At 41.7% G+C, this 15,598-nt stretch carries 12 protein-coding genes and 1 pseudogene; 6 read left to right on the forward strand and 7 right to left on the reverse strand.

The features are described 5' to 3' along the window. Window positions 1–64: 64 nt before the first annotated feature. Both dps and ACTQ9S_RS07855 read right to left on the reverse strand, forming a co-directional pair. The gene (gene dps, locus ACTQ9S_RS07850) at window positions 65–547 is read right to left on the reverse strand and encodes a DNA starvation/stationary phase protection protein Dps (RefSeq protein WP_068036726.1); all 483 of its coding nucleotides are present in this window, start codon (window positions 545–547) and stop codon (window positions 65–67) included. A gap of 309 nt (window positions 548–856) precedes the next feature. Then, window positions 857–1,279 carry a GFA family protein gene (locus ACTQ9S_RS07855; protein WP_440454626.1) on the reverse strand — a complete coding sequence of 141 codons (423 nt, stop codon included), beginning with the start codon at window positions 1,277–1,279 and terminating at the stop codon, window positions 857–859. 231 nt (window positions 1,280–1,510) lie between these two features. Here ACTQ9S_RS07855 and uvrB point away from each other — a divergent pair, with 231 nt between their 5' ends. The 4 genes from uvrB (at window position 1,511) to ACTQ9S_RS07875 (ending at window position 7,145) form a co-directional block, all read left to right on the forward strand. Then, window positions 1,511–3,622: an excinuclease ABC subunit UvrB gene (uvrB, locus tag ACTQ9S_RS07860; protein WP_350656743.1), complete on the forward strand. Its 2,112-nt coding sequence runs from the start codon at window positions 1,511–1,513 to the stop codon at window positions 3,620–3,622. Between the two features lie 243 nt (window positions 3,623–3,865). Next, window positions 3,866–4,918: a pyridoxal phosphate-dependent aminotransferase gene (locus ACTQ9S_RS07865; protein ID WP_440454627.1), complete on the forward strand. Its 1,053-nt coding sequence runs from the start codon at window positions 3,866–3,868 to the stop codon at window positions 4,916–4,918. Between the two features lie 249 nt (window positions 4,919–5,167). After that, window positions 5,168–6,220, forward strand: coding sequence for a pyridoxal phosphate-dependent aminotransferase (locus tag ACTQ9S_RS07870; RefSeq protein ID WP_440454628.1), 1,053 nt, complete (start codon window positions 5,168–5,170; stop codon window positions 6,218–6,220). Between the two features lie 580 nt (window positions 6,221–6,800). Then, entirely contained in the window at window positions 6,801–7,145 is a 345-nt protein-coding gene (locus ACTQ9S_RS07875; protein WP_068036716.1) for a hypothetical protein, read from the forward strand. A 207-nt stretch (window positions 7,146–7,352) separates the two neighbouring features. On the opposite strand, the gene ACTQ9S_RS07880 is transcribed toward ACTQ9S_RS07875, so the two are convergent. Beyond that, window positions 7,353–7,742, reverse strand: coding sequence for a hypothetical protein (locus ACTQ9S_RS07880; RefSeq protein ID WP_068036715.1), 390 nt, complete (start codon window positions 7,740–7,742; stop codon window positions 7,353–7,355). Window positions 7,743–7,966: 224 nt separating this feature from the next. Here ACTQ9S_RS07880 and ACTQ9S_RS07885 point away from each other — a divergent pair, with 224 nt between their 5' ends. Next, on the forward strand, window positions 7,967–10,018 hold the full coding sequence (locus ACTQ9S_RS07885; protein ID WP_440454629.1) for an autotransporter domain-containing protein: 2,052 nt from the start codon (window positions 7,967–7,969) through the stop codon (window positions 10,016–10,018). Window positions 10,019–10,171: 153 nt separating this feature from the next. Here ACTQ9S_RS07885 and ACTQ9S_RS07890 read toward each other — a convergent pair whose 3' ends face one another. Further along, complete coding sequence (locus tag ACTQ9S_RS07890) at window positions 10,172–10,687, reverse strand: hypothetical protein (RefSeq protein WP_068036713.1); 516 nt, start codon at window positions 10,685–10,687, stop codon at window positions 10,172–10,174. A gap of 317 nt (window positions 10,688–11,004) precedes the next feature. Here ACTQ9S_RS07890 and recJ point away from each other — a divergent pair, with 317 nt between their 5' ends. Then, a complete protein-coding gene (recJ, locus tag ACTQ9S_RS07895; RefSeq protein WP_440454630.1) occupies window positions 11,005–12,903 on the forward strand; it encodes a single-stranded-DNA-specific exonuclease RecJ in 1,899 nt (632 codons plus the stop codon). Window positions 12,904–12,948: 45 nt separating this feature from the next. Here recJ and ACTQ9S_RS07900 read toward each other — a convergent pair. The 3 genes and pseudogenes from ACTQ9S_RS07900 to ACTQ9S_RS07910 all read right to left on the reverse strand — a co-directional run bounded on the left by ACTQ9S_RS07900 (window position 12,949) and on the right by ACTQ9S_RS07910 (window position 15,589). Beyond that, a pseudogene (locus tag ACTQ9S_RS07900) lies at window positions 12,949–13,612 on the reverse strand (trimeric intracellular cation channel family protein). Between the two features lie 117 nt (window positions 13,613–13,729). Further along, complete coding sequence (locus tag ACTQ9S_RS07905; protein WP_068036705.1) at window positions 13,730–14,365, reverse strand: trimeric intracellular cation channel family protein; 636 nt, start codon at window positions 14,363–14,365, stop codon at window positions 13,730–13,732. Between the two features lie 150 nt (window positions 14,366–14,515). Then, window positions 14,516–15,589: a multidrug resistance efflux transporter family protein gene (locus ACTQ9S_RS07910; protein ID WP_350656753.1), complete on the reverse strand. Its 1,074-nt coding sequence runs from the start codon at window positions 15,587–15,589 to the stop codon at window positions 14,516–14,518. Window positions 15,590–15,598: the final 9 nt, after the last annotated feature.

Here is a 15,598-nt window from a genome sequence, read left to right on the forward strand (position 1 = left end):
ACTAGCTTTTATGTATCAAATTTTTATATATCAAAGCTATTAGTTAGCTAAGTTTATAAAAAATTTATGATTTTGGCGCGTTTGCACCGATGAACCAAGCATCTTTGTCAACGATACGGCTAATTTCAGTTAATAGATCAGCGGTATCTTCATCACCAGCATCTCCAGCGGTATCGATCGCTTCACGCAATGATGCTGCAATTGTCTTATAGCGATTGGTCAGCTCACGAACATGTTGATCAACTTCAGTAATGTCAGTTGGATAAGTTTCCAAGATAGAGTCCTCAACCACACGCTTAGAGATACCATTGGCTTTACCGCCAAGGATAACAATACGTTCAGCGACAGTGTCAAAAGCCTCAGTCAAACGACCATAAGTGTCATCTAATAACTGATGTACACCGATAAAGCCAGTACCTTGTAGATTCCAATGACACTGTTTACTGTCCATACTTAAATCGATTAAGTTGGCTAGATTAGCGTTTAGTAGATCGACCATTTTTTTAGCAGTGTCGTCGTTTATACCACTTGCGTAACGTTCTCTCATATCTTGCTCCATTAGTTAGAGTTATTTTATTGAGTCTAGAAATTTTATGATGAATAGTTCTTTATTAATATATTTCTTAAGCAGAAATGATGCATTAGCTTTTACAATCAGTATGAAATCCTGACTAACATTCTGCTTGGGTGTTGCTCGTTAATTCATTAATGATAATAACAGCTTAAATCGATGATTGAACCCTTAAGCGTTAGGCTTTATTAAGTGGTCGTGTAATGACTTTGTTAATCGTGAAAAGCTTTGTAACGCTAGAAGAAAATATAAGGCTATTCAACATGGATTTAATGCGTATGATGATTACTTTTTGGCCGTGGTGATGCCTTTCTCAGCAAATTTATCGAACAGTTGTTGCTGAGTAAGATTTTCAGTATCGTTAGCAAATTCGTAATATTCAGGTTTTTTATCGATAAATATTTGGCTAGCAAAGTTAAGGTTGGCATGTTCTTGGAATAGTCCTAGTGACAATACATAAACCTCAGAACCAAGTTGATGGTAATACAGATTAGTGCCACATTTATTACAAAATGCACGCTCAGCCCACTCAGATGATTGATATACAGTTATCGATTCCTGACCTTTAATATTAGGCTTTGATTGACTATGTACCGCCATCAAAGGTCCGCTGCCCCAGCGCCGACACATTCCGCAATGGCATGCCACAAAAGTATTGATGTCTTCTACTTCAATCGTTATATTGCCGCACAAACAGTTGCCTTTCATAGTATATTCCTTGGTTCGTTATGTTTGATAATTAAGATGCTCTATCGATAAAATATACCTGAATATCCAACCTCTTTATTGTATATTTTTACGTCTTAATCACTAGATTAGCCGTCAGTCAATCCTAGCGATAAAACCTGCAATTATCCTTTAAAAAGAGTAGTTTGACCCCCATATTGTTTTAAACCTTACCTCTTATAACCTTTTATAGATATCAGGAAGAAAGCCATTATGCGAATGCCTGAACCGCGCTCGTCGCGTCAGTTAAACCAATTGGCCACTCAGCTCCAAGGCGAAGCTGAAATTAGTGGTGTCAATGCGTCAGGGACGCAAATATCAAGTCGTGCCTTTGAGATGGTTACGGACTTTGAGCCAGCAGGGGATCAGCCGCAGGCGATTGAAAAGTTAGTCAAAGGTATTAATTCTGGCATGGATGAGCAGTTGTTGCTTGGTGTTACTGGTTCTGGTAAGACTTTCACTATGGCCAAGGTAATCTCTGAAACTCAGCGTCCAACCATTATCATGGCGCATAACAAGACCCTAGCTGCACAGCTATATGGTGAGTTTAAAGCGTTCTTTCCGAATAATGCGGTTGAGTACTTTGTCAGCTATTATGACTATTATCAGCCCGAAGCTTATGTCGCCGCCAGCGATACCTTTATCGAAAAAGACAGTGCTATTAACGATCATATTGACCAAATGCGCTTGTCAGCAACGCGGGCATTATTAGAGCGCCGTGATGCGATTATTGTCGCCTCGGTATCGTGTATCTATGGTTTAGGTGATCCAGAAAGTTACTTGAAAATGCTACTGCATATCGTCGTCGGCGACAAAATAGATCGTACTGCGACCATTAAGCGTTTGGTTGAGATGCAATATACCCGTAACGAGCTGGACTTCGGGCGTGGTACTTATCGATTGCGCGGGGAGTTATTAGACATCTATCCAGCTGAATCTGAGCAGCTGGCTGTGCGTGTGCATCTATTTGATAATGAAGTCGAGAAAATTACATGGTTTGATCCACTGACTGGTAAGACGGTACGCAAGGTTCCACGTATTACTATTTATCCAAAATCGCATTATGTGACCCCGCGTAATAAACTAGAAGCGGCCAGTCATACTATTCGCGCGGAGCTTGAGCCACGTTTAGAGTATTTCCGCGATAATAATAAGCTGATTGAAGCGCAGCGTCTTAAAGAGCGCACACAGTATGATCTTGAGATGATTCAACAGCTCGGCTACTGTAACGGCATCGAGAACTACTCACAGCATCTCTCTGGACGCCCATCAGGGGAGGCGCCGCCTACCTTGTTTGATTACATTCCAGAGGATGCGTTGTTATTTCTTGATGAGTCGCACGTGACCGTATCCCAAATCGGTGCGATGTATAAAGGCGATAGATCGCGTAAAGAGAACTTGGTCAATTATGGTTTTCGCCTACCAAGTGCGATGAATAACCGCCCGATGAAGTTTGAAGAGTGGGAACGTATCAAGCCCAAAACTATTTATGTGAGCGCCACGCCCGCCTTATATGAGTTAGAACACAGTGAGCAAGTGGTTGAGCAAGTGGTGCGCCCAACGGGTCTGATTGATCCAGAGATTGAAATTCGTCCCGTGCTCACGCAGGTCGATGATGTGCTATCGGAGATTACCAAACGCCGTGAAAAAGACGAGCGTGTACTTATCACTACCTTAACCAAGCGCATGTCAGAAGATTTGACCAGCTATCTCAAAGAATACGATGTAAAAGTCGCGTATTTGCATTCTGACATCGATACGGTCGAGCGTATGCAGATTATTCATGAGCTACGTACTGGTGTGCATGATGTGTTGGTCGGCATTAACTTGCTACGTGAAGGTTTGGATATGCCTGAGGTGTCATTGGTGGCGATATTTGATGCGGACAAAGAGGGCTTCTTGCGTTCTGAGCGTGCTTTGATTCAGACTATTGGTCGTGCCGCGCGTCATATCAATGGTAAGGCTATTCTCTATGCTGACCGTGTCACCAACAGTATGCAAAAAGCGATTGAAGAAACGGATCGTCGCCGTGAAAAGCAGGTCGCTTTTAACCTTGAACATAATATCACGCCAAAAGGCGCGCGCCGGAGTATCACAGATAAGATTGATACTGGCGATGATCTCAATGCCAATGATAATGAGGTGATTCCAATCAAGAGTCATCTGCCGGATGTCGATATTAGTATCTTGCGTAGTCCTGATTTGCTTGCCAAAGAAATCAATCGTCTTGAGAAGCTTATGAAGCAGTTCTCGCGTGATTTGAAGTTTGAGGATGCAGCGAAGACAAGAGATAAAGTATTGGAGTTAAAAGCGCATTTGATTTAACAAATTACTTGGATAATAGTTAATATCAATTTGTATTTAACAAAAAGGTGAGTTGCATATTTGTAGCTCACCTTTTTTATGGTCTGCTAAATGCTTGAAAGTAAGATAGCTTTTTGTTGGATAGGATTAATAACTAATGTTTGGGGTTTAGAAAACTTGTAATCATACCAAATGCCACTTAATATGATATCAGTCACTAAGTTTGATCTTATTATCCACTGACATTTAGGCGTATCGTCCATCATGCAAAATAATAAAATGATAGAGTTAAATGCGAACGAAAACTCGCTAGGCATGTCAGATTCTGCCAAAAAAGCCGTTACAGAATCTTTAAGTGAAGGTTTTCGTTATCCAGATAATCCACGCGCTGCACTCATTAGCAAAATTGCCACCATTCATGGCGTGGCAGAAGACCAAATCTCATTAGGCAATGGCTCGACTGAAAATATGCGAGCTACCATTCAAATGCTGCAACATAAAGCATTCAAAGAGGGCAAAGAGTTTCAGATGGTAATCCCTGTGCCAACGTTTGATTGTGCAGAGATGTATGCAAACTCCATTGGGGCGTCCGTAGTCAAGATACCATTAACTGCCGAAAACTATGACCTAGATCTTCAACGTCTGCAAAAAGCTGCCGACGAGTTTGACGGAATTAGTTTACTTTATCTTTGCAATCCTAATAATCCAACCGGAACCATTACATCAACGAAACAGCTTAAAACATGGATAGGTGACGCACCAGACAACCACTACTTTTTATTAGATCAAGCTTACTTAGAATACGTGAATGACCCAAGCTTTGAGAGTGGGGTTGAGTGGGTAAAGCAAGGATTATCAGAAAATCTTATTGTGATTCATACTTTCTCAAAGTTATGTGCCTTGGCTGGTATGCGAGTGGGCTATGCGATTTCTAACCCGCAAGCTATTGAAGCTGTCGAAGCGTTTATGTCTATGGATAACACCAACTTATCAGGTGCGGTCGCCGCCATTGCGACGTTAAATGATGCAGAATTTTTAGAGTTAAGTTTGCGTACGACTAATCAGTCGCGCCAGATGATTGAAACCGTATTAGACGAGCTTGGACTTCGCTACTTGCCATCCCAGACCAATTTTATTTTTCATGAAATAAAAGGTGATTTAAAAACCTACATCGCTAGAATGCGAGACAGTGGTATTAAGGTTGGTCGCGAGTTTCCACCTGTCACGGGGTTCAACCGCCTAACGCTTGGCACGCCTGATGAGATGGAAATATTTATCAAAGTACTAAAGTCATTTCGTGAAAAAGGTTGGGTATGATTGGTACTTTAAAAGATTAGTGAGCTAAACAGGACTAATCAATATTAGAAAAGGTGAGTTGCATAAGTTGCATCTCACCTTTTTTATGGCGTGCTCAAGATTAAAAACGGTCTTTTTGCCTGTAAAAATTACTACCAAAAAAGTATCTCATGTTTGTTTATGAGACCCCCTTGTAATCAAATTCAATGCCACTTAATATGGCACCCATTCACTCCATCATTCACTTCCAAATTAGGTCTATTATCCATTGTGCATACTCATAACTTACTAGAGTTAAACTCTAACGAAAACTCACTAGGCATGGCAGAATCTGCCAAGCAAGCTATCCTACAATCTTTTGATATCGGGTTTCGTTATCCAGACGATCAACGCGCAGCCCTCATTAGCAAAATTGCAGAAATAAACGGCGTGACAGAAAGCCACGTCTCGCTAGGTAACGGCTCCAGCGAAAACATCCGAGCTGTCGTGCAAATGCTACAAACCAAAGCTTTAAAAGCAGGTAAGCAATTCCAAGTCATCGTGCCTGATCCTACTTTTGCTTATGCAGAATTGTATGCACTCTCTATCGGCGAGTCTGTCGTAAAAGTACCACTCACGCCTGACAATTACGATTTAGATTTTGATAACCTGCAAAAAGCAGTTAACGAATTCGATGGGATTAGCTTGTTTTATCTTTGCAATCCTAACAATCCAACGGCAACCATCACCGCAACGGATAAGCTAAAAGCTTGGGTAAAAAATGCTCCAGCGAATCACTACTTCTTATTAGATCAAGCTTATTCAGAATACATTACAGACCCAAGTTTTGAGAGTGGGGTTGAGTGGGTAAAGCAGGAATTATCAGACAACCTGATTGTCGTTCGTACTTTCTCAAAACTATGTGCGCTGGCAGGTATGCGCATGGGCTATGCGATTGCTAATCCGCAAACGACCACTGCCATCGAAGCTTTTATGTCCATAGACAATACCAATTTGTCAGGTGCAGTGGCCGTCCTCGCGACGCTAGATGACGAAGATTTTTTGGCGCGCAGCTTACGTATGACTAATCAATCACGTGAAATGGTTGAAGCGACGTTAGACGAATTGGGTCTGCATCATTTGCCTTCACAAGCCAACTTTATTTTTCATGAAGTCAAAGGCGATGTAAAAACCTACATGGAAAGAATGCGAGAACATGGCATTGTGGTCGGACGCGAGTTTCCACCAATTGAAGGTTTTAGTCGCTTAACACTTGGAACACCCGATGAGATGGCAGTGTTCATTGAAGTATTAAAGTCATTTCGTGAGAAAGGCTGGGTGTGATTGACAATGTAGAAGAGATTAATTAGCACTAAAATTAATACTAAAAAAGGTAAGTCGCAAAATTTGCAGCTTACCTTTTTTATTGGAGTGTAATAATAGCGCTAATCCTACCATCCGCTATTATGTTGTTCTATATTTCCTTTTCCTACTTTTCCTACTTTTCCTACTTTTCCTACATAGTAATGCCATTTTTTAGTGACTCTGATACTACTATTAACAATTATCCTTGATCTTACTAACAGCACACGCAGTTTTACATTTCCTATCTTAAAAAAAAGCGTTGTCTCTTATAAAATAGTTAGATAAAGCTTTATTTATCAAAGATTTGAACAAATGCTGGGTCAATCAATGATTAGCCCTATAGTTGGTGGACTCTAAAGGATAACGAAACAGATACTTTATGAATTTAAGTATAATAATTTATATAAAACTCATGATAGATAAAGTGATAGATTCTAAAGGTTGTACGTCTGTTGTATTCAATTGAAGGTAGGTAGTAGCGAATCTGTATTATAAGCAAACTTGTGTGAAAGTTATTTTAGATTGATTTTATAAAAATTTAAACGTTAGGGATATATCTATGTTTGATATTAAGTCGTTTTTAAAACGAGAAGTAGAAAAAAAGCTAATTGATGTGGATGATTATATTTTCATGCCTGAACGTGTAGAGCTGGTGATTGAGAATGGAGAGTTAAATTGCGTATTAAATAGTGATGGTCGAGTCGATATCTTTTATACCAAGCAAGGTGTAACTGAGGTGAGATCAGCAGCTCGTAAACATCCATATACGCCTTTTGAAAAAGAGTTAAATCATGGCATTTACGACGACATTATCCAAGATTTAATCAAAGAAGTTGATAAAGTTCTTGATGGTAAATCCAAATATTTTCGTAACAAAATTCTGCCTCTAGCAGCCCCTTTGTAGCCAAATGAATCTATAACAAATAGAAGTTAAGTCTTTTGAGCTCAGGTATTTTCTTTTGATAATGGCTATATTTAGGGTGTTAGGCAGTGTGTTGTACGGTTTTACGCAGTGTATTGTACATAATAGGGAGTAGGGTGCGTCAAGATTCACCAACGCACCCTTTATTAGCGTCTTTTTCTGAGCAAAATCGTTGTTTAGTGATGCTTCTTATTTAACAATACTGCCGTAGCAGCTCTGCAACGATTTGGCGACGACTTTTGCCACTAACTGTGTACGGTATGCTGAATCTATAGCAGCGTTACCCAACTCAACAATAGTAACTTGTTGAGGTGCTTGCTCACTCACGCAACCACAAACTTTACTTTTTACCGCTTCTTCTTGTGTCTCAGTCATGGCAGCGCTAGCAATACGCCAAGCACTTTGATTTTCAATCTGACTGCGGCATTGGTTATCAATAGCTGCCTTGAATACGTTCATACCGATTTCGTTCGCTGTACCCATCGCAGTGCCCGCATTAGTATTTACGCCACCTGTGGTTGTACATCCAGCTAGGGCGAAGGTAGCAAGCATAACGGTTGAAACTAAGATTTTTTTCATGGTTTTCCCTTCAATGTTTTCAGTTGTGTTTGTAGCTTAACGGACTATAGCAAATAAACCTCCAAACCTGAGATTTTTATAGCTTGTAAATGATGTTGTTTTTAATTAATTTTTATTATTAGTCACATTTATTTAGGGCGTGTTGAACATTCATAGATAAGTTCTGCCATTAATGTCAGTGCTATGGTCGAATGTGAAATACGTCCCAACCAAGGAGCGGTGCAATGGCTATTAAATTATCACAACTTACTTTGTCAGTGGTTGCAGTGCTGACCGCATTGACAGGGACACAGACATGGGCGGACGCTGAATATGGGGCTTATGGCACAGAGACAGCGTTAACACTTGCTCGTAACTACTCTGGAAGATATACAGGCTCTGATACAGAATCACAAGCTGCCAATTATATGCAACAACGTATGACTATCGATGGCAGTAACAATCAAGTTGATCTTCGGAATTTTGATTTTATCGCTCCGTATGGATTATTCAAAGACCAGCAGCTCACTAGTAATAATGTAGTGGTGACTCAATCAGGAACGGCTGATACCGACAGAACGTTATTTATAGGGGCGCATTATGACTCTGCTGTAGCCTATCCAAACTACCAAAATCTGCAAGCATTGGATGACAATGCTTCTGGCGCTGGGATATTGTCAGAACTGGTCAGAAACTTGAACGGTATCGAAGCCGAGCATGACGTTCAACTCGTCGCGTTTGGTGCTGAAGAAGGCGGGCTTAACGGCTCAAAAGCTTTCGTTGAAGCATTGAGCGAAGCAGAAAAATCAAATGCGCTAGGTATGGTTAATTTAGACAGCTTAATCACTGGTGACATTATGTATGCCAATGCAGGTCGAAACGCGTATGACGATAACGGTCAAGAAGTGGCAGCTAACGTGAGCTTGCGCGAAAATGCGCTTCGTATTGCAAAAGAGCTGGGCATCGACTTCCAAGTTAACCCAGCCATTATTCCACCAGGTGAAACTGAGCCATACGAGCCTTATGGCGTCGGGTGCTGTAGTGACCAAGAGTCTTTCGATAGTGTTATGCCGGTAGTTGCATTTGAAGCGACGAACTGGAGCTTGGGACCTTATTATGATGGTTATACGCAGACTGACAATCCAAAAATTCCGGATGGTTATACGTGGCACAATCCTGCATTAGACAATGAAGAGGTGTTGGTAGATGCCTTTGGTGAGGCGCGCATTGCTCAAAGAATGCGTGATTACTCTCGTATTATTACTCGATTGATCGTTGAGCAAACCAATGCAGACATCGTGCAATCGATGAAGAGTGCTATTAATCTGCAAAATACGATGAGCGAGCATTTAAAAAACAACGCTACTGATTCACATTCACCAGTGTTTGAGCGGGCCAATTTTCTCGCTTTAAATACTATTGATCAACCTGCATCTCTCGATTCTGATTCGCGTACTCATGTCTGGGTTGATGGCTCTCAAAGTTATATAGATACTGAGGATATGGAAGAGAGTAGACGGGCACAGATTGGTCTATATGGCGAATACACTCTACAGCCTAATTGGCGAATGGGTGCAGGTTTGCTGGCTGCCAATCAAAACAATAAGAGTATGGAAAATAGCATCAAAAAAGACACGAGCTATGGTGTTCAAGCTTACTCTTTACTGGGTGGCAAAAACACACCTTGGTGGAATACCACGTCTTTGAGCCTGTCTCAACATGATTTAGATACCAATAGAACGGTAAGATTGGATGGGAATGATGGTATCAATATCATCAATAATAATGAGCGTGGTAGCGTTGATGCTGATGTGTTTAGCGCACACAATGAATTGGGTTATAATTTTATTATTAATAAAAATGTCGCCCATGGCGCTTATTTAGGTCTCAACTATAGCCAGATCGACATCGATGGTTATACCAGTGGCAACGCTAACTCTCGTACTGCTCTTGATATTGACGATATCTCTAATGATGCGTGGGATTCAGAGCTTGGTTACCAATTACAGTATCGTTTCAATGTGGCGGATACGCCCGTTAAGTTACAAAGCAAGCTTGCCTACGTGCATGTCATTGAAGATGGCTTGATAGCTAATTTATCAGCGACTGCTTTAGCTGATGGTAAAAAGAGAGAGGTTAGAATTACTCAAGATAACGATGATAATTACGGACGTTTTGACCTGGGTGTCAGTAGCAAAGTTCACAAGAACGTTTATGCTTATCTAAACGGGGACACCACCTTTGCACGGGATAATAGAGACAGTTCAGTACAACTGGGTTTGCAGTACGAGTTTTAATCTTGGATAAGGTCTGTTCTTTACAGATTTTCTGAATGCATGCTGTACTGTCATAATTGCTATTGAGCTTACAAATACTTTAATTGCCATCAAAAAACCAGCTAAGACAAATTATCTTAGCTGGTTTTATTTTTATGCGCTTATCTAATAGTTCTAGACATTCTTGCCATGTTGTTTTTTCTGAATGTCTTTCGCTAGTTTATAACATTCATTAATATGGTCATTCGCGATTTTTTTGAAAATCATATAGCCCATGGTAGCTGCAACCATTTGACCACCAAGAGGAATAAACTTAGTTACTTGCTTGGCAGCGATACGACCACCGAAGCCTTGTACAGTCTTTTTGACAATACCGCGTGTCGCCATAAGACCAGCGAAATCAACAGTACGATCTTTTAAAGCACCCCAATGTACAGCACGCGACTCTAAATCGACTGCTGATTCACGACCTTCAATCAGGCCAAAGCGTTCGCTAATTTGAGGTAGTAGCTGGGTAAGCATACCTGCATCAACCGCGACATCAAAGAATGGTACAGGGACGACGGCGACACCAGCTGAATATTTGGCGCGTTTTTTGACCAATTTTTGGCAGTCTTTTTTTACTTGTTCTAAGTCTAAATTTGGATCAATAGTATTTGGTAGTTTTTCAGCTGCTGGAGTGGTTTTCATAAAGCTTCCTTATAGATGAATAAATGATAAAAAACAAAAGAGCAAAAATTCAACAGATAGCAAGTATCTCAGATGGTTACCATTTTATGGATTTATAGACGGCTTACAATCATTGCTTTGTATCAAAATGCAGAAAAATAAGGTCACTATGCACAGTTTTTGTAAATAACGCACCGTATTGAGTAGAAATTTAACCTGTAGAAAGTTCGCGAAGCGCCGAACGTAATCAATTTTGGGCAACCATGCATCATGTACCATAGACTGAAGCGCTATAAATTCCCGTTGTGACCATCTAACAAAGCCAGTAGAATACGCTCATGCTAAATTTAACCCCCCGTTATACCAGCACTCGCATCGACGAGTTGCCCACTGCGTTGCAACCACTTGCCGCTCAATCATTTACTCTGGCTCGCCTGTATGCAGGTCGCGGTATTACTGTGCCTGATGAGCTTGAGACAGGATTGTCTGGTCTACTGCCAGCTGAGATGCTACATGGCGTCACCGAAGCAGTGCGTCTATTAGACGTGGCCATTGATGAAGGTCAGCGTATCCTTGTCGTTGGCGACTTTGACTGTGATGGCGCGACCAGTACTGCGCTGATGATGCGTGCGCTCACCAAGATGGGCGCGGTCGTTGATTTCCTAGTACCAGATCGTTTCAAATATGGCTATGGTCTGACGCCAGAGATTGTCGAGTTAGGTATTGAGACCTACAAGCCAGACATGATAGTTACTGTTGATAATGGTATCTCAAGCCATGAAGGCGTAGCGCGTGCACAGGCTGACGGTATTATTGTCATTATCACTGATCATCACCTTACGACCAAAGAGACCCCGCCTGCTCAAGCGGTGGTCAATCCCAATCAGCTCGATTGTGATTTTACTAGTAAGGCATTGGTAGGGGTCGGCGTGGCGTTTTATGTACTTGGACGTTTGGCAAAACTGCGCCGCGAAGCTGGCAAGTCTACCGTACAAGTCAGTCAGTATTTAGACTTAGTGGCGCTTGGCACGATTGCAGACGTTGGCATACTCGATAAGAATAATCGTATCTTAGTGCATCATGGTTTGACCGCTATCCGTCAAGGGCGCTGCTGTATGGGCATATTGGCACTGCTTGAGCAAGCGGGTCGGGACCCCAAGCAATTACACGCGCAGGACTTCGGCTTCGTTTTAGGCCCGCGTATCAATGCCGCTGGACGTATGGATAATATGCGTATCGGTATTGAATGTTTATTGACTGAAGATTGGAGCACCGCGCAGCGTTTAGCGCAGGAGCTTGAGCAGCTAAACCGTACCCGTCGTCATGTAGAAGGCGAGATGCGTGCGCAAGCTGATAGCATTGTGCAGACATTAGCGGCTGATGACAGTCTTGAGAATAACGATCTTGAAAACAATGATCTTCAAAATCACAGCTTTGAGAATAGCAGTTCTAATAACAGCAATCCTGACGCAAACAATGATGGAATTATTCCTCATAATAGCCTTGTTAAAAACAAACCTAGCAGCAATGGCAATCGCAGTATTATTTTATATCAGGATGATTGGCACCAAGGTGTTATCGGTATCGTCGCTGGGCGCTTAAAAGAGAGTCATTATTTGCCTAGCATCGTCTTTGCACCAGCGGATACAGAGCGTACTGGAGATGATGATGCGATTAAAGGTTCAGCACGATCTATCGCTGGCGTGCATATTCGTGATGCCATTGAACAAGTCGCCGAGCGTTATCCTGAATTGATTACTCACTTTGGTGGTCATGCGATGGCAGCAGGTTTGACTATTAAACGTAGCAACTTTGAAGCGTTTGTGATGGCGTTTAATGAAGTCATGGCAGAGATGGATGATGAGGTGTTCGCCGAGCAGAAATTCACCGATGGGCCACTACAAGCAGGTGACTTTAGCTTATGGTTCGCTGAGCATTTAGCCAATGCCAGTATTTGGGGTCATGGCTTTGCACCGCCGATATTTGACGGCATATTTGAGGTGCTGAGCTTTAAAGTCTTAAAAGACAAGCATTTGAAGCTATCACTGCGTTATCCTGAGGTGCAGTATCCGATTGAGGCGATTTATTTTAACTTTGATAGCAGTGCTTGGGATTACCGCGCTGAAAAAGTACATTTGTTGTTTCAGCTAGACATCAACGAATGGAATGGCAAACAAAGCTTGCAGCTTATGGTAAAAGATTTAGCGCTCGTCAAAGAGACTGTAGAAGTGAGCTAGGGCGTTAACTGTATTGGCAGTTGCTGTATTAATAGTTGCTAGGCTTTAATACTTCCATTCGAGTGTCGGAAACTGCCAGTCATAACGAATGGCAAGCATCCTTAAGGTAAAGATAGTACTCATAGCAGAGATATCAGCAACCCATTCAGCTACGCCTAGGTTGTGTAGCGCAAAGTAGAGAATGCCACCAGTTAGTGCTGCGGTAATATAAATCTCCTGCTGGAGCACTAACGGAATCTCGTTGCAGATCATATCGCGGATGATACCACCGACAATAATCGTAATGACGCCCAGTAACAATGCTACGGGGACATTGGCCCATACTGTCGGCAACTTTGATCCCGATTAAGGTAAAGGCTGATAGACCAATCGTATCAGAGAGTTTTAAAAACTTATCGACCCGTCTTGAATTGGGATGAAAGAATATCTGCATCGCTAATGAAGAGATAGTGATGACCGTAAGGTAACTCATGTCCACCATCCAAAATAGCGGATGACGATCCAAAATCACATCGCGTACCGTACCACCACCGATTGCCGTCACTATCGATACCAGTAAGCAGCCAAATACATCGAAGTTTTTATGTTTGGCTAATATCGTACCCGAAATACTACAAGCAACAATGCCGATCATATCAAACAGATATATCAAAGAGCGTGGGTCAAAAGTGGTAATCAATTCCGCGGGGTCCAGGGCGATAGCCAACATGGGTGATTCTCACTAAGTTCTTAATTATTAAAAGGTATGATTGCTAATAGTCAGTATGTTCAACAGGAAAAACAGAGCAGTTTGATTCTAAGATTATGCAAGATTTATTCTAATTAACTAATCAACCAAGCGAATAGAGGGCAGATGCCAATCAAAGCGCAACGCTAGCATACGCACGGCAAAGATAACGCCAAGCATGATAAATTCATTCAATCCTGCATTTACGCCCAAATTTTCAAGCAGCAAATAAGTCACTGATCCGGCAATACTTGCAGAGATATAAATCTCACGCTGCAGTACCATCGGTATCTCATTACAAATAATATCGCGCAGCATACCACCAATGATAGCGGTCCAGACCCCCATCATAATTGCAATTAGCGGTGACATGTCTTGGTTTAATGCAACTTTAAAGCCAATAACGCTAAATGCTGCTAAGCCAATCGCGTCAAAAAGCTTCAGTGCGTTATCAATCTTGTGATACAAATGAAAAAAGATTTGCAGAATTAAGGAAGTCACAGTGATTACAATCACATAATTGAGATCGGTCATCCAAAATAGAGGATGGCGATCCAATGCCATATCACGTAGCGTACCGCCGCCAATTGCATTGACCATAGATACGAGAATACAGCCAGCGATATCAAAGCCTTTATGCTGAGCCAGCAAAGTTCCGGCGATAGCACAAGCAATCACGCCAACCATATCGAGTAAATAGAGTAAGATATCAGGAAAAATCAAATCATTAGTCATGATTGTATCACCAAGCACTCACTATCAAAGTTGATGGAACGCTCTAACTTGAGCATTATTTAATACTAATAACTTAGTTTAATGCTAATAACTTATCTTATATAACTGATATAACTTTTGCTAAGCGGCCGAATAAGATTTAAGCGTTTTTTAACCATCTTTTGCAAACAACACCAATCCTAGCATAATCAGTGCAATGCCGATGAGCCCCATCGCTGAGGGTATCGCATTATTCAATAATAATATACCGCCAATTAAAGCAAATATCACCTCGCTGGCTTGGGTCGAATCTACCCCAGCAACCTCACTTGACGTTTGCGCTTGACCACGCGCATACAGAAAGATAGTGGTCGCTGCTACTCCTGCCAATAGTGCTACTAATAAAGTATTAAATAGTTGTGAAGTATCAGGCAATTCAGGCCGCACTATAATGCCTGAAAGTAACCAAAACGGCAAACTACCCAAAGTCATTAGCCATACTTTATTAAAAGCATTTTGCAACAGTGAGGTTTCGATAGCAGGAATGCGTGCAATCAGGGTTTGGAGAGTAGTTTGAGATTGGACGGTAATGGCGCTACTTTGTTTAATAGCGTCGTCTGCTAAGGTTTTATATTTCGCAGCATCACGCTTATCAGCGTTAGCTTTTTTCGCGTTGTAAGAGACTTGCCAGACTAATTGATTACCGATGGGATAGCTAAAAGCGGCAATCAGCGCAGGTAATGCACCGTAAAGCAGCATTTCTGCCATTGGCGCAGCATTGATATCTGTTACAGCAGCGGCACGTAGGCCTTCACTGACGTTGACTAGCACCACACCGATAAATACTAATAGCGCGTAACCAATAAACTTTTTATCAAAGCGCTGTCCAAAGGCCAATAGTACGAGCAAACTGGTGACGACAGTGAACATAAATGTCGCCGCAACGACCCAACCTGCGACATGGTCAGCGGCATAGCAGATGCCCGTATAAAATAACCCGAAGCCAATACTTCCGGTCACACACCAAAAACCCCAATGCTGACAAAAAATAGTGGTCAGCTCTTTAATGCGACCAAAACCATATTGCATCGTAATAATAACGGTAATGATAAGCCACATAAAAACATAACGTAGACTTGCCGACCAAAACCAATGACCACCGGCTGCACTCATCAGCTCGTTTAAAATAAACGTCGAGCTAAAAAACGCACCAGCCAGTAGGCCTAACAAAATTAATCTGACCATTCCTGTGTC

Origin of the sequence: Psychrobacter sp. ASPA161_9 (assembly GCF_051970275.1) — a bacterium.
GTDB lineage: Bacteria > Pseudomonadota > Gammaproteobacteria > Pseudomonadales > Moraxellaceae > Psychrobacter.